Origin of the sequence: Cobetia amphilecti, from assembly GCF_020217465.1 — a bacterium.
Lineage (GTDB): Bacteria > Pseudomonadota > Gammaproteobacteria > Pseudomonadales > Halomonadaceae > Cobetia > Cobetia amphilecti.
Genome location: NZ_CP084115.1, coordinates 1624926 through 1645153 on the forward strand (window position 1 = coordinate 1624926; position 20228 = coordinate 1645153).

Consider the following 20228-nt stretch of genomic DNA (forward strand, 5'->3'; position numbering starts at 1 on the left):
CCTGCTCGCGGTCAGGCAACAGAGGCGGAATCCGTCCGTTGGAACTCCGCCAACTCTGCATCCAGGCTGGCCATTTCCTCGCCACCGGCCATCATGTTGAGCACTTCCTCACGAGTGATGTCCTCTTTGCGCCAGCTTCCTAATGAGGTGCCGCGCTTGAGCAGAGTAAAGGCATCACCGATGGGGTAGGCGTGATGGACGTTATGCGTGATGAAGATGACGCCGAGCCCTCGGTTGCGCGCCTGAGCGATATAGCGCAGTACCTTCGATGCCTGCTTGACACCTAGTGCTGACGTTGGCTCATCCAGAATGAGCACCTTGGCACCGAAGTAGACAGCGCGTGCGATTGCGACACACTGGCGTTCGCCGCCTGACAGCGTGCCGACTGGTTGAGACGGGTCACGCACATCGATCCCGATCTTGGCCATCTCTTCACGTGCCACCCGATCTGCAAACTCCCAGTCCACATATTTGAAAGGACCGAACCCCTTGGTGGGCTCACGGCCCATGAAGAAATTACGGGTGATCGACATCAAGGGAATCATTGCGAGGTCCTGGAAGACCGTTGCGATGCCGGCATCGAGTGCCTGGCCGGGGGACGTGAAATTGGCAGGATTCCCCTCCAGCAGCAGTTCACCGTGAGTCGGGGCATGCACTCCTGATAACGTCTTGATGAGGGTCGACTTGCCGGCGCCGTTATCGCCGAGCAGGCACATGACCTCGCCTGCGTAGACTTTCAATGAAATATTGGAAAGGGCGACTACGTTGCCGAAGTGCTTGTCGACAGCCTGCATCTCGATAAGAGGAGTGCGGGTGTCAGCGGCTTTCGGAGTATCACCTCTGGCGCGATCGGCGGCGGTCGTAGTCTGTTCCGGCGTCTGTTGCAGGTTGGCGTTAGTAGTCATTACTTAGCCTCCAGAGCTTTCTTGCGCACGTAATTGTTGAACAGTACTGCGATCAGGAGCATGGCGCCGAGGAAGACCTTGAACCAGTCAGTGTTAACGCCGGTGTAGAAGATGCCCATCTGTACCGTGCCGAAGATAAGCGCACCGAATACGGCACCCACGGCAGAGCCATAGCCGCCTGTCAGCAGAGCTCCGCCGATCACGACGGCGATGATGGCTTCCAGTTCCTTGAGCAGACCGCGAGTCGTGTCGGCTGAACCGGTATCCATGACTTGCAGGCAGGCAAAGATGGTGGCGGCGACAGCGGTAAAGATGAACAGCAGGATCTTGACCTTCATTACAGGGACGCCGACGTTGCGTGCAGCATTCACATCACCGCCGCAGGCGAATATCCAGTTGCCGAAGCGGGTGTAAAGCAGCAGCCAGGTCGCGGCAGCGGCCAGTACAATCCACCAGACGATAGAGACCGGGACACCAGTGACACTTGGATTTCCCGCGAAGTTGGTGGCAATCCAGCCTTGGGCTGCCATCCAGCTGAAGAGGCCAGTAAATACCTCGCCGGAGAAAAACGGTGCCAACCAGTCATGATCGGCAATCTCTTGCAGACCGCTGACTTGGGTGCGTCCAGTCGTCAAGCGGGTCAGGCCGATGGCCAGGCCGCGCAGGATGAACAGAAAGCCCAGTGTGACGATGAAGGAGGGCAGACCTGTGCGCATCACCAGATAGCCGTTAATCCAGCCAATCAGGACGGCGCAAGCAAAGGCGAAAGTAATGGCCAGCCAGAGGGGCCAGCCGTATTGCACGGCAGGGATGGCAATCAAGATGCCGGCAAAGCCGATCATTGAGCCTAGGGAAAGGTCGAATTCACCACCGATCATCAGGAGCGATGCCGCGATGGCGAGGATGCCTAGCTGTGCAGAGACTTCCAGGAAGTTGAGAATGCCCGCCAGGCTGAACATGCCGGTCCCCGAAGCGGCGACAGAGAAGAAGGCAAATACCAGGATGGTGCCGGCAATGGCGCCAAATTCGGGACGTTTCAGTGCGGCCTTGAGAGGGTGGACGCGGCGAAGCCGTTCGTCATCAGCGGCCGGAACGGCACTGATAGTATGATCAGTCATGATGCTCTCTCCGGGCGTCCTCATAGGGGGAGGACGCCATGTCATGGAAATGAAAGTTTTGCCAAATTGAGCTTTTCGCTTAGCGAATGCCTTGCTCTGAAAGCTCGATGACCTGACCTGCATTCTCGGCGGTGACAAATCCGGGGCCTGTGGCGACATCGCCAGCCGGCATCAGACCGTGTATGTGGTACTGATGCATGAAGACCACCGGCAGATAGCCTTGCAGGTACTGTTGTTGATCAATGGCAAAGTTCATTTCACCCGACTGAATGGCGGCGAGTATGTCGGGGGAGAGATCGAAGGTGCCGAGCTGGAATTTTTGAGTAGCGCCAGCTTCTTGCATTGCCTTGAGCATTGGCTCGGAACCGAGAGGCCCCAAGGCGAGGATGGCATCCACTTCGCTGTGCTGATTGAGGTAGGCAACGAGAGAGTTTTTGATTTCGGTGGGATCGGTGCTGGTGGCTAGTTCACTGGCGCTACCGTCGAACCCCTTGATGAAGCCCGCGCACCGTGCATCTAGCCCTACGTTGCCTTGCTCCTGATTGATGCAGAGTCCGTGTTTGGCGCCGCTCTCTACCATGCGTTCTGCCGCACCTCGCCCTGCTTCATATTCACTCTGACCAATGTGAAGTTGTGCGCCGACCTCCTTGGACTTATCGCCACCAGAATTGATGGTGATGACCGGGATCTGCTGATCCACAGCATTCTTGATGCCTTTGCCCAGTGCATCAGCGTCGGTCAGGGAAATGATAAGGCCATCTGGCTTTGAAGCTACTGCAGCATCCAGCAGTTGCGCCATCTTTGCCATGTCAAAGGTAGAAGGTGCGCGGTACTCGACTTCGACGCCAAGTTCTTCAGCTGCATCGTCAGCGCCGCGCTTGACGACTGACCAGAAGGGGTCGGAGTTCTGGCCATGCGTGATCATGACGTAGCGCTCGGTTTCGGCTGCCCAGGCGGCATTGGCCACAGAGACTGCTAACAAGGCTGTCGTGAGACTGGCTATCGCACGACGCAGGCGTGGCATCCTTCTGTGAGAGTTCGGAGAGGTGGCGAGAGGCTCGACTTTGTACATGGTTGGCTCCTGACGTTCTTTGGTTATTGTCTTTGTCAGTGAGGAAGAGCGGACTGGCGCTGCTCTCTTCCAGTATGCGAGTGCCCGGTGGTCTGGAACATGGCGTATTCCATCGCGACCGGTAGTTGGAATGTAGATTCCACTCGGATGGAATGCAACCGGAATATTCATTTTATTTTGATCTTGGAATTTTCATTCCATGCGCCTAGACTCCTCCCTATCGCCTACCGGGGGATCGCCAAGATCTCAGCGCCCAGTCAGGTAGGCACAGCGAGGAGTATTTATGCCAGATCCCACTTCCTTGCAGCGCGCCGCGCGTCAGCTGCAGACTTTTGAAGCCCTAGAGGCGCATATAGGCGAGCAATATCCCGAGCTCTCCAAGCGCTTGCAGCAGAGTGCTCGCTTTCTTCTGGATCATCCCCAGGAAGTGGCATTCGGCACGGTAGCCGCACTGGCTGACAAAGCTGGGGTGACACCCTCCACCATGATCCGCTTTGCGAATGCGCTGGGATTCTCTGGCTTTTCGGAGATGCAGAAGCTGTTCCGCTCACGCTTGGTTGAGGCAGAGCCCGATTACAACGAACGCATTCGTGTGGCTCGTGAGGTCACTGGGACGAGCCCAAGCGTCAACGAGCTACTGATGAATTTCGCCGAGGCCAATCTGCAAGCTTTGGCTCAGTTGCCTCATCGCGTGCCGACGCAAGATATCGAGCGGGCGCTGGACCTCATGCAGGCCGCGGAGGCCATTCATCTGTTGGGTGCTCGCCGTAGCTTCGTGGTCTCAAGTTACCTGGCCTATTCGCTGCGTCACGTGGCCAAGCGTGCGTTTCTCATGGATGGGATGGGGGCGATGTATCGCGAGCAGGCCGAGGCAGTGTCTGAACGGGACTGTCTATTGGTGACCAGCTTTGCCCCCTATGCCGAGGAGGTACAAAACGCCGTCAGGTCGGTCAGGGAGCGAGGGGTCCCCATCATATTGATTACGGATTCCTCGTTGAGCCCTCTGACTCGCCAAGCGGATGTGGCATTGGTCGTCAATGAGGCGGAAGTACAGGGATTCAGAGGATTGACCTCCACGTTATGTCTGGCACAAGTGCTGGCAATCGGGCTGGGGGTTCGCAATGAAGCCAATATGGCAACAGATTGTCAGAAATTGCAGATAGAAAACTGATGTTTCAATAACCAGCGGGTTCTCTTGGCAAGTCAACACAGGAGGTGTTGCCTTCCAGCCCCGCGACTTCTCGCAATGCAGTTGCAACAAGCTCAACAACAAACGCCATGAAGAGGAAGTCTTATATGAAAATCGCTCTGTTAGGTGCCGGTCGCATCGGCCGTGTTCATGCTCGCGCTATCTCTGACCACCCGACGGCCGAGCTGGCTTCGGTTAGCGACGCCTTTTCTGCAGCAGCCGAGTCACTGGCTAGCGAGTACGGCGTGCCGGTGCTAAGTGCTGATGATGTTTTCAGCTCTGACGATATTGACGGTGTCTTGATTGCGTCTTCAACACCAACGCATTCTGACTTCCTGGAACGCGCCGCTCGTTCTGGCAAGGCCGTACTGTGCGAAAAGCCGATTGACCTGGATCTAGTGCGTACGCGCCATTGTCTCGCGGTGTTGGAAGAGTATCCGGTCACCTGCGCTCTGGGGTTCAATCGTCGTCACGACCCCCAGTTTTCCGCGCTGAAGACCGCAATGGACTCAGGACGCATTGGCAAGTTGGAAATGATCACGATCACCAGCCGTGACCCTGAGCCGCCCCCCGCTGAATATATTGCAGCCTCGGGCGGTATCTTCCGTGACATGAGCATTCATGATCTGGATATGGCTGCCTGGTTGCTCGGAGAGCCTGTAACGGAAGTGACAGTAAGTGGCAGCTGTCTTGTGGACCCGGCTATTGGTGAGGCAGGTGATCTCGACAGTGTCCTGATCAATCTGAAGAGTGCGTCGGGCAAGTTGGTCAATATCAGCAATTCTCGCCGGGCCTGCTATGGCTACGATCAGCGTATTGAAGTGTTTGGCAGCAAGGGGATGTTGGAGGCGCGCAACGAAACGGATACTCAGTTGCGTTTCACGGGTGCCGAGGGGGTCGTGGATGAGCGTCCACAGTGGTTCTTCCTCGAGCGTTACTCGCGCGCTTATGCACAGGAAGTCGCCGACTTCGTGGCAGCCTGGCAGGAAAATCGGGCGCCGTTGGCAGGAGCGCAAGATGGTCTGGCGGCACTTGAACTAGCAGAAGCCGCGCTGATTTCCTACCGAGAAGGTCGGCGAGTCTTGCTCAGTGAAATCCGCTGAGACCTGCTCAGTAATTTGAATTGCCATCGCCATGATAGGAGTCGACCAATGAGCCTTCTGGTAAGACCGCATGCCCCGAGTGAAGATGGCACCTTGCTCGAGGTAACCCCGGAATCTGCAGGCTGGACACACGTGGGCTTTCGCGTGCATCGCTTGAAACAAGGTGAGCGTTTCGAGCGCCACACCGAGAGTCGTGAGCAATGCCTCGTGCTGCTCTCGGGGCGCGCGACCGTGCGTACCGGTGACCAGACTTTCGAGAATATCGGCGAGCGCATGAGTGTTTTCGATCACTTGCCTCCCTATTCGGTGTACCTGCCAGATGGCGTCGCCTACTCGGTAGAAGCCCTGACAGAGCTTGAAATAGCAGTTTGTAGTGCTCCGGGGCATGGCAACCATGCCGCGCGCCTGATTCGCCCCGAGCAGGTGGCCTGTTCGACACGAGGCGAGGGGACCAATACGCGCCATGTGCAGGACATTCTTCCGCAGACAGAGCCTGCTGATAGTTTGTTGGTGGTTGAGGTCTATACACCGCCGGGTAATTGGTCCAGCTACCCGCCGCACAAGCATTGTGCGGACAACCTCCCGGAGGAGTCTTTCCTTGAGGAAACCTATTATCACAAGCTCAATCCGTCACAGGGCTTTGCGTTCCAGCGCGTCTATACCGATGATCGCTCTCTGGATGAGACCATGGCGGTGGAGGACGGTTGCTGTGTGATGGTGCCGGAGGGATATCATCCCGCCGCCGCCCCGCACGGCTACGAGCTCTACTACCTCAATGTCATGGCCGGCCCCAAGCGGGTGTGGAAGTTCAAGAATGATCCTGCGCATGAGTGGATCGTCGAGCAGGCGTGATAGACAGGCTATTCTTCGGTAAGTCGTAAAAAAGCCCGCCTCTGGACAATCCAGAGGCGGGCTTTTGCGTTCCTGGCGTCACATTACGCCAGGAGCTTCATACCAGCTCGCGCTTTTCTTCCCGTGCGATGCGGCGATCACGTGCGACCGCGCGGCAGATGACGATCAATACCGCCAGGGTGAGCACTGGCCATACCAGTACGTAGGTGGCAAATAGCAATGTCATGAGTGTTGTCTCCTTGTTCTGTCTAGGACGTATCCAGAATCATGCGCCGGTGGAGGCGGCAGGCTGCGTCTGGATCGGTGTTGTCGTATCACGATCGCCTGAGTCGAGTGCTTCGTCATAGTTGCCGACACGTGCGGTGATGGTGTCGAAGTCGAAGCGTTCCTGGCGGCTGGTGAGGCTCATGACCACACACACCAGGGTGCTGGTGCCGTAAGCGGTCAACGATGCCAGCAGGACGGTGTAGTCGCGCAGGAAGTCAGTCGCGAAGATCAGCATGGCGATCATGGCCGCGATTCCCGCAAGGATGCCGAGAATGCGCCCCAGGAAGCCGAATACCATCAGGCCGATGATCACGCCGCCGCCGATGCTGGCGAGCAGCTCGAAGAACAGACCGCTCATGCCCGTCAGCGGCACCAGTTCAAAGCGTGCCAGGCAGAACATCACCATCGCGACGATGACCGACGTGGTGAAGGCGGTGTTGGTCACCCGATTCCAGAAGCAGCTGGCGATGACCGGGAAGACGATCGCGCCCCACAGAGCTCCGACGAAGACCAGCATCACCAGGATATCCAGTGAGAAGCTGGCGAAGACGATGCCCAGCACCGTGGCGATGATCATGGTCAAGCGGCCGATGAAGAGCATGCGCTTCGGGTCTGGCTTGCCGCGGGCGATATTCTTGCCATAGACATCGGCCATGATGATGGCGGACAGCGCGGAAAGGTCGGAATCCGCGGTGGAGGACAGCGAGCCGATCACCAGAATGAAGAACAGCGCGATGAAGAACGGCGGCAGATACTCGGACACCATCTGCGGGATGAGGTTGTTCATGTCGCCGTTGAGCGGCTCCACCCCGAGTGTCAGTGCCATCAGGCCAATCATGCCCAGGCCGATGACGATGGCGCCATAGCCCAGTGTCGCGGTGAGGAAGGTCGGCTTGATGTGGTCTTCGTTGACGGCGAACAGGCGCTGGGAAATGGTCTGGTTACCGATCGCATAGGCCAGTACCGCGACGAAGAAGGGCGCCCCCTGGTTCAGGATGGCATCCGTCGAGAAGAAGTTGGCCTGCTCGGGCGTCAGGTTATCCAGGCCTGCGACCAGCTCTGTCGGGCCACCCATCGCAAAGAACACCGCCGGAATGATCACGATGGCGATCGCCATCAGGGCAACCAGTTGCGCGAAGTCGGTCAGTACCGAGGCGCGGAAGCCCGACCACAGGGTATAGAACAGCACCCCCACGCCCGCCATGATCACGCCCGCCTGGAAGGACAGCGGCGAGAGCACGGAGACGAGCGCCCCGGCGGCAGTGAAGTTGACCATCAGGCTGATCACGCTACCCAGCAGGTTGGAGAGCGCCAGAATCAGCTGACTGGAGGAGCCGTGGCGCGCATGGATCAGCTCGCCCAGTGTATGCGCATTGGGCGCCAGCTTGCGGAAGCGGCGGCCGAAGGGGTAGATGAACAGAATCATCAGTGCGCCCCACAGGCCATAGTGGATCGGCCCTGAGACACCATAGGTATAGCCGGAGGTGGCGGCAGCATAGAAGGAGGCCGCCCAGATCCAGGTAGCCGTCATGCTCGCCGCGCCCATGCCGAAGCCAACGCGATGGTTGGAGACCATGAAGGCATCGGCATCTTCATTTTTCTTGCGGATCCCCAGCGTCATCAGGTAGGTGCCGCCATAGAAGGCAAGCAGCAGCAGTACGACAGTCAGGGTAGAGAATTGATATAGCGATTCGTTGTTCAAGAACTGGCCCTCGGTAGGGAAACAGGGCGCTACGCAACGCAGTCGCCCGAGGGCAAACGGTTGTCGATAGCGACGAGTAAGGAGGGGAAGGTTCTTAGCCGTGGACGTAGTTCTGCGTCATTTGCTCAAGCAAATGGCATCCAGCGCAGCACGTGGGCCGCGTCATCAATAATCGGCAATCTCGGTCAATGAAGACGGAGTTGGTGGCACTTCCCGGTCAGGCGGGAACTTGGGGGAGGGCGGCGTGGCATGCATCTGCCTTCATCGGAATAATGATATCGCATACGCGTCCTTGTTATCGGTCAAGCCTTGCAAGGGCGCTGATGCGAGTTGTTGGTCAGCCCCAAGCTTGGCAAAACGGTGTTTTTATTTTCTCTCGTTATCAAATTCGTTGACAACGATAAATTATGCGCATGTCAATGTCTACACCCTGGCGGGCAAAGCTTGCCTCTCATTCACGTCAACGGTGGTTGGACGAGCGGGTGCGACGATGTTCAGTTGCGTGACACGTGCCAGAGCAGCATGGAAGACATGACTTATTATATATAAATAATATTACTCGGCATGAGTTGTGTTTATTTGCTGAGTGTTCTGAATGGTGCCAGAAAGTGGAATAAATCGTTGTTATTACGTCATGCGTATTACTTGTCCAATGCTTGAGGAAAAGACTCCCTCAATGGCTCAGGCAACGACTGACTCGGCTTGGAGGGGGTGTTGACCCATGGGAGAGCGAGTCTTCAAAGCGGCCTACCCACAGTAAAACGCCCTGTCCGAAGACAGGGCGTAGTGGGCATGCTCAACGCAGGGTTTGGCTTACCGAGAGCTTTCTGCTGTCTTGCGAGTGCTTTCCCAGCGCAGGTGCGCTTCGGGAGAATAGCTACGTGACGGCGTGTGCTCGAGACCGATCTTGGCGGTACCGATCGACACCAGACGCAGCAGGGACGCCGTGGCGGCAATCACGATGAACAGCGCCGGCACACCGCCGAGATTGGAGAGCATCTTGATGCCATCAATGCCCACGAAGGCCGTCATGATCCAGGCGACGGCGCCGATGGTGCAACCCCAGATGATCTTCATGAGCAGACGATCATTGGTATTTTCATCACTGTCACCGGCCATGGCGGCCTGGCTGTCAGTGCTGCACAGCTGGCTGATCGCTTCGGTGTTGGAGTCGGCTGCCGTCACGAAGGACAGGAAGGCGATGATCAGGAAGACGGCGCTGACCAAGGTGCTCATCGGCAGTTCGTCAAACAGGGCATAGATGACGGAGCCTGCACCAGACTCATTCAGCAGTTGGTAAAGCGCACCGCCACTTTGCATGTCGAACTGGATAGTGGAGCTTGCGAAGACACTCACGTAGGTGATCGAGAACAGGGCCGGCGCGACCAGGTTGATCAGCATGAACTGTCGCACGGTATAGCCACGGGAAATCTTGCCCAGGAACAGGGCGGATATCGGTGCCCATGCCATCCAGTTGGCCCAGTAGAAGATACTCCAGCTTTTCGGCCACGGATCGTCATCGAAGGCCCCGGTGAACAGGCTCTTTTGCATGAAGTTGTTGAAATACTCACCCGCAGCTTCGGTGCCATAGCCAAGAATGGTCTGGGTCGGGCCGCACAGGAAGACGAAGGCCATGAAGACGAAGAAGGCCTTGGCGTTGATGGCGGACAGACGCGCAATGCCTTTCTGCAGACCACTGGCCGCGGAGGCGGTAAAGCAGGCCACGATGGCGAGAGTCACCAGTGCCAGCATCAGCGGGCCAGTGCCGGTCCCCAGGAAGCGGTCCAGGCCGCCGGCCAGTGTCATGGCGCCGGTGCCCAATGACGATGCCATGCCGCAGACCAGTGCGAACAATGCCAGTGCATCCAGCGCGCGGCCCTTGCGGCCGATCAGGCGATCACCCAACAGCGGCACGAAGAGCGTGCCGAGCGAGAACGGCTTGCCCAGGTTGTAATGCATCAGAGCGAACAGCAATGCCGGGACGGTATAGATCGCATAGGGCGTGAATGACCAATGCAGGAACATCGTCGAGAGTGCAAAGCGTGCTGCCTCAGGAGAGTTCGCCGTCACCTCCAGTGAGCCGGGCGGAGTGTGTAAGTGATAGAGCGGTTCTGCGGTCGACCAGAACATGATGCCGACGGCCAGCGTGGTACATAGCGTGATGGAAAACCAGCGCCAGGGTGTCAGGATTCGCGTGGCATTTTCACCACCGATCCGCGTGCGGCCCAGTGGTGACAGGTAAGTGATCAGGCATGTCACCACCATCGCCAGTGCCGTAATCGAGAACAGCCAACCGAACTTGTTGAGTACCCAGTCATTCAAGGCCGTCGTGGTGGCGAGAAAGCCTTCGAGATTGATAAGGCTTGCTGCCACTGCGACTATCAGCAGGATGAACGGTGGCCAGAAGACGAGGGGGCGGATGGAAGAACTAAACATACGCGTTCCTATAATTTTCTTGTGTGTCTGAGGATGCTAACCCATAAAATTCTGTTTTGTCAGCGTTGTGCTTTCAGCCTTGTATGGGTATACACGCGCGCGTTCAGGTAAGGAATCTGGGTTATTTTTTGAGGGTTCTGTCAGGAAATCGCTTCAGTGGCTAACGCACCCTAGCCGTAACGCAGGCTGCATGGCCCATGCCACTGTGCGGGCCATGACACTCAAGAGAAAACCACGACACCCCCGTCGCCTCTCGGCCCGGGGGTGTCGTGGTTTCTCCTTGAGGACTTGAGTGTCACGCCATCTCGAGTTGGCTCAGCTGGACTGGGAAGATTGCCAGCGCTGGTGAGCTTCCGCCGAATAACTGCGTGACGGCGTGTGCTCGAGGCCGATCTTGGCGGTGCCGATCGAGACCAGTCGTATCAGAGACGCCGTGGCACCGATCACGATGAAGAGCGCTGGTACCCCGCCGAGGTTGGAGAGCATCTTGATGCCATCGATGCCGACGAAGGAGGTCATGATCCAGGCGACGGCACCGATGGTCGAGCCCCAGATGATCTTCATCATCAGGCGGCCCTTGCTGCGGTCTTCGCTTTCGTTGCCTGCCAGAGCCTCCTGGCTATCCGAGCTGCAGAGTTGGCTGATGGCATCGGTATTGGAGTCGGCCGCTGTCACGAAAGACAGGAAGGCGATGACCAGGAAGATCCCTCCCACCAGAGAGCTCATCGGTAGCTCATCGAATAGTGCGTAGATCACCGAGCCAGCCCCGGCCTCGCTGAGGATGGTGTTGAGTGCCCCGGCGGTATCCATGTCGAGCTTCAATGTCGTGCTGCTGAACACCGCGACATAGATGATCGAGAAGAGTGAGGGCGCCACCATGTTGATCAGCATGAACTGCCGCACGGTATACCCCCGTGAGATCTTGCCCAGGAACAGAGCCGAAATCGGTGCCCATGCCATCCAGTTGGCCCAGTAGAAGATGGTCCAGCTCTGTGGCCAGGGGTCATTGTCGAAGGCCCCGGTGAACAGATTCTTGCTCATGAAGTTGGTGAAGTATTCGCCAGCCGCTTCCGTGCCGTAGCCCAGGATGGTCAGCGTCGGACCGAAGGCGAACACGAAGATGAGAAAGGCGAAGAAGGCCTTGGCGTTGATGGCGGACAGGCGTGCGATGCCTTTTTGCAGACCACTGGCCGCCGAAGCGGTGAAACACAGCACGATCGCGAGGGTGACGATGCCCAGCATCAGCGGGCCCGAGCCAGTGCCGAGGAAGCGGTCGATGCCGCCTGCCAATGTCATGGCCCCTGTACCGAGGGACGACGCCATGCCACAGACCAGGGCGAAGAGCGCGAGTGCATCGAGCGCACGTCCCTTGCGACCGATCAGTCGATCTCCCAGCAGCGGCACGAACAGGGTTCCGAGCGAGAAGGGCTTGCCGAGGTTGTAATGCATCAGGGCAAAGATCAGCGCAGGGACGGTGTAGATCGCATAGGGCGTGAACGACCAGTGCAGGAACATGGTCGAGAGCGCGAACCGCGCGGCTTCCGGGCTATTGGCGGCAATGTCCAGCGAGGTGGGCGGCGAGTGCAGATGATAAAGCGGCTCTGCGGTCGACCAGAACATGATGCCCACGGCCAACGTGGTGCATAACGTGATGGAGAACCAACGCCATGGGGACAACAGTCGCGTCGCGTTCTCGCCGCCGATACGCGTGCGGCCCAACGGCGAAAGATAGGCTATGAGGCAGGCCACCACCATGCTGAGCGCCGTGATGGAAAACAACCAGCCGAACTTGCTCAGTACCTGGTTGTTGAGATTGGTAGTGACAGCCAGAAAGCTGTCGAGATCGATCAAGCTCGCCAATACGGAGGCGAACAGCAGAATGAAAGGTGGCCAGAAGACCAGTGGGCGCACGGATGCTCCGAACATTTGATACTCCTCGATCTTGTTGTCGGGTGTAGCCGATCATCTTGTTGTCAGGTGTTACCGATCATCTCGGGGTGACGCTTGACGTCTTGTCTGCGCCGATCAGGGGCCTCATCGGTAAGGGGGGGAATGAGCGTCTGATCATGTAGGGACGATCATCTGATTTTGCAACGTCAGTGCTCGAGGAGGAGGCGGAATGACGTCAGCTTTCCGGGCTCCCTGTGACATGCAGCGAACTGCCGTGCAGCGTATTGCAGGGCAGATCGGAAAATCTTCCATCCTGTCGCAGGCAGAATGTCAGGGGTCGTAATGGAGATAGTAAAAACGCCCGTATAAGCAGCAAGACCAGTGATCCTGATGAGGACTCATCGCTCCTGAGGTTTCTCTCGCAACAATTCGCGAATCATCTCTGCGCAAGTATCGAAGATCGGATGCGTCAGGCTGGGGGAACGATGGAGTTCAATTTCGGCAGTGGGTAGCGCCGGAAGCCCCGCTTCGGTGCCCAGCTCGCACCAGTCCTCAGGCAACGAGCGTCGATCTGCCACCGTGATGGCATGGCCCTGATTGACGATGACTCTCAAGCCACTGGGGCTCTGACTGGTGGAATCGATACGCCAACTGCGTTCTGCCTGGGTCAGGGCGGACAATGCCCTTTCGCGATAGATGCATTGTTCGGGGAACAGCGCCAACGGCAGCGGAGCGGAGGGGTCCAGCACAAAGCGTTGATGCGCCGCCCACACGACAGGCTCGCGAGACAGCAGTTCCCCCTGGCGTTGTTGGTTGTGGCTGACCGCGATGACCAGATCCAGCTGGCCGGCATCGAGCTGTTCCAGCAGTTCCGTGGACATCCGGCAGTGGATGTGCGGACGGATCTGGGGGTGGCGCTCGCCGAGATGTGCCAGCAGCTCTGGCAACCAGGTGGTGGCGTAATCCTCCGGCAAGCCGAGGCGCAACGTGATCGGGTGGTCGTTTTCGCTGAGGGCCGCCACGGCTTCGCGCTGCAGTTGCAGGATGCGTCGTGCGTAACGCAGAAACGTTCGGCCGGCATTGGTCAATTCCATATGACGGCTGGTTCGCATCAGCAGTCGATAGCCAAGACGCTCCTCGAGGGTGCTGATGCGCAGACTGACAGTGGACTGCGTGCGATGCAGATGCCGCGACGCCTGAGTGAAGCTCCCGCTGTCGGCCACCGTCACGAATGCCAGCAGGAGATCCGTATCCAGCGATGGCAGCGGGCGAGGGGCGTCTGCGCTTGATGTATCGGGTTTGCCGATGGATTTCATTGGAATGACTCGTTTCTCAAATGCATGGATTCTGGCCAGCATAGTGCCTGACCCACGAGCTGTCTTGTCCCCCAGCCCCACGACGTGAGGATACCTCCGTGACTGACCTGACTTCCGCGATGCCCCCGCAATTGGCCGATGCCGAGACCGTCGATCTCTCCGCGTTGGTCGATACCGAGCGTTACCCCCTGCATGACCCCCGATCTCCAGCGCTTGAGGCCACGATCGCCAAGGCGCGTGAAGATCTCGAGCGTGAGGGTTGCGCCGTATTGAGAGGATTTCTGCGTCCGGAGCGCCTTGCGCAGATGCAAGCGGAAACGGCCCGTCTCGCCGAGACCGCGTTCTACAACACCCGCGAGGTGAATGCCTATTTCACGGCCGATGACGACCGCTTGCCCCAACAGGACCCGCGTCGCTTGTTCATGACGCGCACCAGTGGCTTCGTGACGCGTGACATGATCCCTGCCGATAGCCTGATGCAGCGGCTGTACGTCTCGCAGGCCATGAAGCAACTGGTGTCGGCCTGTCTTGGTCGTGAGCGGGTGTACGAGTATGCCGACCCCTTTGCCGGGCTCGTGCTCAACGTGCTGCCAGATGGCACCGAGCAACCCTGGCACTACGACACCAACGAATTCATCGTCACCATGATGACGCAACAGCCCGAGAGCGGGGGTCAGTTCGAGTATTGCCCCGGCATCCGCACCCCCAACGATGAGCACTACGCTGCCGTAGGCGAAGTGATCCGGGGAGAGTCGCGTGAAGCGGTGAAGACCCTGAGCCTCAACCCGGGTGATCTGCAGTTGTTCAAGGGGCGGTTCAGTCTGCACCGTGTCACGCAGGTGTCGGGTGTGGTCCCCCGGTTGACGGCGATCTTCGCGTATTCCGAAACGCCGGGAGTGGTCGGCCGGCTTGAACGTACGCGTCAGCTGTATGGACGAGTCTCGGAGCAGCACATTCTGGCGGAAGCTCAGCACGTCCAGCGTGCCGATGGTCTGCTCGACTGAGACGGGCGCGACATTCCCGTGACGCCTTCCCCCTTGTACGCGCCTTGGCGCATGACCGAACTTTTCCCACAGGGCACTTCACATGAAAATGGACCTGACAGCGATGGGCATTCTGGCCCCGACCCATGCACTGGAAGACTGCGAACCGACTTCGGAAGAGATTGCGCAGATCCAATGCGACCGACTCGCGCGTGTTCGCCAGGAACTGGCCCGTCGCGATATCTCGGCGGCAGTCCTGTTCGACCCGGCCCATGTCCGCTATGCCACCGGGTCTCGCAACATGCAGGTATACAGCTCACGCAATCCCGCTCGCTACGTATTCGTCCCCGCGGCAGGGCCGGTCGTGCTGTTCGAGTTCTCGGGGTGTGAACACCTGGCCAGCCATCTGCCGACCGTGGACGAGATTCGTCCGGCCAAGGCGATTTCCTATTACTTCAATGAGAAGAATACACAAGACGTCACCAGGGCCTGGGCGGATGAAATCATTGACCTCGTGCGCCAGTGTGGCGGAGGTGAGCGGATCGCCCTCGAAAGCGCGACTGCAGAAGCCGCTTTCATGCTCGAGCAGCGTGGCTATCAGGTGTTGGATGCCCATGAGCCCCTTGAGCAGGCACGTGCCATCAAGGTACCCAACGAGATAAAGATGATTCGCTCCTCCCTGAGAGCGGTTGAGGAGGGGGTGCGCAAACTGGAGGCCTCCATCCGTCCTGGCGTCACCGAGAATCACGCCTGGTCGCGGCTGCACCAGCACATCATCGAGACAGACGCCGATTTCATCGAGACACGCCTCATGAATTCCGGGCCACGCACGAACCCCTGGTTCCAGGAATGTTCCGACCGTGTCATCCAGGCAGGAGAACTGGTCGCACTGGATACCGATGTGGTGGGACGTTACGGATACTATGCGGACTTCTCGAGAACCTTCCTGTGTGGTTCGGGGGAGGCCAGCGCCGAGCAGAAATCGCTCTATCGCATGGCGTATGACCAGATCCAGACCAACATGGAAAATCTCAAGCCCGGGGTCAGCTTCAAGGAATACGCCGAACGCGCCTGGCGAATCCCTCCCGCTTACCGCGCGCGTCGTTACTTTGCCCTGGCGCATGGTGTCGGGATGAACGGCGAGTATCCCTACATCGTTCATCGCGAGGATATCGAGGACAAGGGTTACGACGGCATCCTCAAGCCGGGGATGACGCTGTGTGTGGAGAGCTATATCGGGCATGAGTCCGGCGGTGAAGGCGTCAAGCTCGAAGAGCAGCTGTACATTCGTGACGATGGTCAGGTGGAGCTGTTGTCCGACTACCCCTTCGACGAGCGCCTGCTTAGCTAGGCTGCCTGAGTCAGGCCGTCTGAGTCAGGCCTGTTGAGCCGGGCCCGGGTAGCTTGCCGAGGCACATCGGCATTACGCGGCATGGCGGCTTTGCCATTGTCTCATGGCGAAAGAGGGCCTGATGGCAGCCGTGTGCCGTGAACGGGAGAGAGCGTCGAGAACGACTATCGTTCATGGGGTACCAGTTGCTTCCTGCTCGCCTTTTGCCCCTCGTGAGTGCCGTCTATGCCAACCCCTCTGCCACTGCAGAAACTGCCGCCCTTGAGTTCGCTGAAAGGGTTTGAAGCTGCTGCGCGTCTGCTGAGTCTCCGCGCGGCTGCCGAGGAGCTGAGCCTGACGCATCCGGCCATCGCCAACCAGATTCAGCGTCTCGAAGAGAGTCTGGAGGTGAAACTGTTTGCCCGTGAAGGCCGTCATGTGGTGCTGACGGCGGCTGGCGAGCGTTTTTATCCGGTAGTGCGTGAAGCGCTGGCGGGTCTGGTGCAAGGGGCCGAGTCGCTGCGCCAGATGCAGCATGCCCAGCCACTGACGATTCAGGTCTATGTGACGACCTCGATTCGCTGGTTGGCACCTCGCTTGTCGCATTTCCAGGCCATGCATCCTGAAGTCGAGCTCAAGCTGATGACGTGCAGTCTTGGCTGGGAGTTCGATGAGGCCAATGCCGATGTCGGTATCGTCTTCCGCGATGCGCCGCTGGCGGATCACCTGCACTGGCAGCCGTTGTTCGAATCACGCCTCTTCCCGGTGTGCAGCCCCCAGCTGCTGGGCGAAGGGGCACGACCGGTTCCCGCGGATGCCTTGAAGACGCTGCCGTTGATCGGGGTCTACACCGAGGGCTGGAATTGGGAGAGTTACTTCGAGGCATTGTCGCTAGGCCCGTGTCCCACCCGCAATTGCATCGTGGTCGACACCCTGGCCGTCGCCCTGGAGATGGCGGCGCGCGGGGAGGGCGTCGCATTGGTCAACGGGCCCTTTGCCGACGATGACCTGGCGAACGGTCGACTCATCAACCCGACCGGACAGGTGACGACCGGGCGCGGTGAATGGGGGGCTGTCTGTCATCGCGAGCTGGAGCGGGATCCGCGCGTCGCGACCCTCCTTGGCTGGCTGGAGGCACAGAGTCGCAGCGTGCCCACCTGATCCGTCAGAGCGAGAGCTGTTACGTGACAACGCCACCTTCGGGTGGCGTTTTTTGTTTCCGGGTTCTGGGGTCTGGGCATCTGGCATCTGCCGGTTGATCGCTGTTCGCTGTTCGGAGACGTGGGGGCTGGGTGGACTCACAAAAATTGTTACCAATCACCAAATTCTTATGAATTGTTGGCAGGCAGGTCGGCCAGTAGGGTGAGCTTCAAGATGACATGGGCCACGACGGACAGGATTCCACTCCGTCCCAACCCTGTGCAGTACACCGGACAGCCAGCAGGCAGACAGCAAAGAGGACAGCACATGAAAGTCGGATTCATCGGTCTCGGTAACGTGGGTGGCAAGCTGGCAGGTAGTCTGCTGCGCAATGGACATGACGTCACCGTGCGTGACCTTGACCCGGAAGCCGCCAAGCCTTTCCTCGCGCAGGGTGCCAAGTGGGCGGATTCCGCCAGGGAACTCGCCGAAGCCAACGACATGGTCATCACCTGCCTGCCGTCTCCGGCTGCCTGCAGCGCCGTGATGGAAAGCGACGACGGCATCATCGCCGGTCTGCGTGAAGGCAAGATCTGGCTCGAGATGAGCACTACCGACGACGGCGAACTGCGTCGCATCGCCGACAAGGTGCTGGCCACCGGTGCCAAGGCACTGGAAGCGCCGGTCTCCGGCGGCTGCCACCGCGCTGCCACCGGCAATATCTCCATCTTCGTCGGCGGTGACCGCGAATCCTTCGAGCAGGTGCTGCCGGTGCTGACCAATCTCGGTCGTCGTGTCCTACACACCGGGGAGCTGGGTACCGCCTCCGTGCTCAAGGTGATGACCAACTATCTGGCCACTGCCAACCTGTGCGCCGTCGCCGAAGCCCTGACCGTCTGCAAGAAGGCCGGCATGGACATGAATACCACCTACGAGGCGATCAAGATTTCCTCGGGCAACTCCTTCGTCCATGAGACCGAGTCCCAGGTCATCCTGAACGGAAGCCGCAACATCAGCTTCACCATGGATCTGGTGCTCAAGGATGTCGGCCTGTTCGACACCCTGGCCAAGAACCTGGATGTGCCGCTGGAAATCTCCCCGATGCTGATGGACATCTTCCGCGATGGTCAGGAACGCTTCGGTCCGCGTGAGTGGTCCTCCAACATCATCCGTCGTCTCGAGGAAGCCGCCGATGTCCGTGTGCTCGGCACCGGCTTCCCGGCAGAGCTGACCGATGACGAGCCGGAAGAAGTCGGCTACGAAGTCGGCGTTACCGGCCGCAGCTGAGCCGTGAAGACTGCCCCGGAGCGCCGTGTGAATGGCCTCCGGGGCATTTGCGTTTGAGACTCACCCTCAGGGAAAGTGTTATCTCCCACCAGCAACGAGAGGTCTGGCATGCAACATCACGACAACTTCTACATCAATGGTCACTGGCAGGCACCCTTCGGGCGCGAGCGCATGGAGGTCATCAATCCGGCCACCGGTGAGCTGTGCGCCAGTGTGCCGCGTGCCGGTGAGCAGGATGTGGAGGCTGCCATCATGGCAGCACGTCAGGCATTGCCTGCCTGGTCCACGACATCCGCGCAGGAACGCCACGATATCCTGATGGCGGCAGCGGATGAGATGCAGCGTCGCTTCGATGAGCTGCGCGACGTTCAGGTGCTCACCATGGGTTGCCCGGTGCAACTGGCCGGCGCGCTGCACGTAGAAGGTCCCATCGAAGGCATGCGTTACTACGCCGAGCGTGCCTTCCAGATGGAAGAGGACGAGCGCAAGGGCGATGTGACTCTGATGCGCGAGCCGATCGGTGTCTGCTCGCTGATCAACCCGTGGAACTATCCGCTGCATCAGTTGATCGGCAAGCTGGCCCCGGCGCTGGCGGCAGGCTGCACCGTGATCGCCAAGCCGGCGGAGCAGACGCCGCTGCAGGACTTCATCATGGCCGAGATCTTCGAGAAGGTCGGTCTGCCTGCTGGCGTCTTCAATGTGGTGACGGGCGAGGGCAGCGAGATCGGCCCGGTGATGTCCGGACATCCGCAGGTCGACATGGTGTCCTTCACTGGCTCGACCATTGCCGGTAGCAAGGTCGCCGAGAGTGCCGCGCCTACTGTCAAGCGGGTCTGTCAGGAACTGGGCGGCAAGTCGCCGCTGCTGGTGACGGAAGATGCCGACCTGGCCGCGGCCGTGCGCTTGAACGTCGAGAACGTGATGGCCAACACCGGTCAGACCTGCGACGCCTTCACGCGTCTGCTGGTGCCGCGTTCACGCATGGAAGAGGCGACCCGTCTGGCAGTCGAGATCGCCAATGAGCAGGTGGTGGGTGACCCGAATGATCCGGCGACCACCATGGGGCCGCTGGTCTCCCAGCGTCAGCGCGAGCGGGTGCTTGATCTGGTGCAGCGGGCCATCAATGACGGTGTCGAGCTGGCGCTGGGTGGCGTCGAGCCGCCCGAAGGGCTCGAGAAGGGCTGCTATGTGCGGCCGACCATCTTCACCAATGTCAGCAATGAAATGGAGATCGCCCGTGAGGAGGTCTTCGGCCCTGTGCTGTGCATCCTGCCCTACGACGACGTGAAGCAGGGGATCGCCATCGCCAATGACAGCGTCTATGGCCTGTCATCTGCGGTCTATGCGCGTGACGCTGAGGCAGCATTGCCGATCGCCCGCTGCATGCAGGCAGGGCAATGCTATCTGCAGGGCGCAGAGTTCTCCTTCGATGCGCCCTTCGGTGGCTACAAGCGTTCCGGCAATGGCCGTGAATGGGGCGACGAAGGCCTGGCGGAATATGTCGAGGTCAAGGCACTGCTCGGCGCGCCGGTCATCTCCTGACAGGAGGCGAATGACGCCGCCGTGATGCCACGCAAGATACCCGTGATTCGTGAGGCCAGGCTGGCCTTGTGAATCACGGGTATCTTGCATTCGCGC

Annotated in this window: 16 protein-coding genes; 8 read left to right on the forward strand and 8 right to left on the reverse strand. The window is 59.1% G+C overall.

The window, feature by feature from the left end; all coding sequences use genetic code 11:
* Positions 1 to 11 precede the first annotated feature (11 nt).
* The 3 genes from LCW13_RS06975 to LCW13_RS06985 form a co-directional block, all read right to left on the reverse strand.
* A complete protein-coding gene (locus LCW13_RS06975) occupies positions 12 to 794 on the reverse strand; it encodes an ATP-binding cassette domain-containing protein (protein WP_192838264.1) in 783 nt (260 codons plus the stop codon).
* 110 nt (positions 795 to 904) lie between these two features.
* A complete protein-coding gene (locus tag LCW13_RS06980) occupies positions 905 to 2023 on the reverse strand; it encodes an ABC transporter permease (RefSeq protein ID WP_192838003.1) in 1119 nt (372 codons plus the stop codon).
* Between the two features lie 79 nt (positions 2024 to 2102).
* Complete coding sequence (locus LCW13_RS06985) at positions 2103 to 3095, reverse strand: sugar ABC transporter substrate-binding protein (RefSeq protein ID WP_225347893.1); 993 nt, start codon at positions 3093 to 3095, stop codon at positions 2103 to 2105.
* A gap of 283 nt (positions 3096 to 3378) precedes the next feature.
* On the opposite strand from LCW13_RS06985, the gene LCW13_RS06990 reads away from it, so the two are divergent.
* The 3 genes from LCW13_RS06990 (at position 3379) to iolB (ending at position 6239) form a co-directional block, all read left to right on the forward strand.
* Positions 3379 to 4266 carry a MurR/RpiR family transcriptional regulator gene (locus tag LCW13_RS06990; protein WP_225347894.1) on the forward strand — a complete coding sequence of 296 codons (888 nt, stop codon included), beginning with the start codon at positions 3379 to 3381 and terminating at the stop codon, positions 4264 to 4266.
* Positions 4267 to 4391: 125 nt separating this feature from the next.
* Positions 4392 to 5387 (forward strand): inositol 2-dehydrogenase, encoded by a 996-nt coding sequence (gene iolG / locus LCW13_RS06995; RefSeq protein ID WP_215824256.1) that lies wholly within the window; start codon positions 4392 to 4394, stop codon positions 5385 to 5387.
* A gap of 48 nt (positions 5388 to 5435) precedes the next feature.
* Entirely contained in the window at positions 5436 to 6239 is an 804-nt protein-coding gene (gene iolB / locus LCW13_RS07000; protein ID WP_192838006.1) for a 5-deoxy-glucuronate isomerase, read from the forward strand.
* 97 nt (positions 6240 to 6336) lie between these two features.
* Here iolB and LCW13_RS07005 read toward each other — a convergent pair whose 3' ends face one another.
* The 5 genes from LCW13_RS07005 to LCW13_RS07025 form a co-directional block, all read right to left on the reverse strand.
* Positions 6337 to 6465: a putative transporter small subunit gene (locus LCW13_RS07005; protein WP_215824257.1), complete on the reverse strand. Its 129-nt coding sequence runs from the start codon at positions 6463 to 6465 to the stop codon at positions 6337 to 6339.
* A gap of 39 nt (positions 6466 to 6504) precedes the next feature.
* Positions 6505 to 8208 carry a sodium:solute symporter family protein gene (locus LCW13_RS07010; RefSeq protein ID WP_225347895.1) on the reverse strand — a complete coding sequence of 568 codons (1704 nt, stop codon included), beginning with the start codon at positions 8206 to 8208 and terminating at the stop codon, positions 6505 to 6507.
* 813 nt (positions 8209 to 9021) lie between these two features.
* The gene (locus tag LCW13_RS07015; protein WP_215824259.1) at positions 9022 to 10644 is read right to left on the reverse strand and encodes a BCCT family transporter; all 1623 of its coding nucleotides are present in this window, start codon (positions 10642 to 10644) and stop codon (positions 9022 to 9024) included.
* 315 nt (positions 10645 to 10959) lie between these two features.
* Complete coding sequence (locus LCW13_RS07020) at positions 10960 to 12570, reverse strand: BCCT family transporter (protein WP_131431800.1); 1611 nt, start codon at positions 12568 to 12570, stop codon at positions 10960 to 10962.
* Positions 12571 to 12932: 362 nt separating this feature from the next.
* Positions 12933 to 13850, reverse strand: coding sequence for a LysR substrate-binding domain-containing protein (locus LCW13_RS07025; protein ID WP_225347896.1), 918 nt, complete (start codon positions 13848 to 13850; stop codon positions 12933 to 12935).
* 98 nt (positions 13851 to 13948) lie between these two features.
* On the opposite strand from LCW13_RS07025, the gene LCW13_RS07030 reads away from it, so the two are divergent.
* From LCW13_RS07030 to LCW13_RS07050, 5 genes are all read left to right on the forward strand, one after another.
* The gene (locus tag LCW13_RS07030; protein ID WP_318527679.1) at positions 13949 to 14854 is read left to right on the forward strand and encodes a HalD/BesD family halogenase; all 906 of its coding nucleotides are present in this window, start codon (positions 13949 to 13951) and stop codon (positions 14852 to 14854) included.
* 82 nt (positions 14855 to 14936) lie between these two features.
* Positions 14937 to 16184 carry a M24 family metallopeptidase gene (locus tag LCW13_RS07035; RefSeq protein ID WP_225347897.1) on the forward strand — a complete coding sequence of 416 codons (1248 nt, stop codon included), beginning with the start codon at positions 14937 to 14939 and terminating at the stop codon, positions 16182 to 16184.
* A gap of 225 nt (positions 16185 to 16409) precedes the next feature.
* Positions 16410 to 17324 (forward strand): LysR substrate-binding domain-containing protein, encoded by a 915-nt coding sequence (locus tag LCW13_RS07040; protein WP_225347898.1) that lies wholly within the window; start codon positions 16410 to 16412, stop codon positions 17322 to 17324.
* Between the two features lie 306 nt (positions 17325 to 17630).
* Positions 17631 to 18590: an NAD(P)-dependent oxidoreductase gene (locus LCW13_RS07045; protein ID WP_225347900.1), complete on the forward strand. Its 960-nt coding sequence runs from the start codon at positions 17631 to 17633 to the stop codon at positions 18588 to 18590.
* A gap of 108 nt (positions 18591 to 18698) precedes the next feature.
* A complete protein-coding gene (locus tag LCW13_RS07050) occupies positions 18699 to 20132 on the forward strand; it encodes an aldehyde dehydrogenase family protein (RefSeq protein WP_107335082.1) in 1434 nt (477 codons plus the stop codon).
* Positions 20133 to 20228 lie beyond the last annotated feature (96 nt).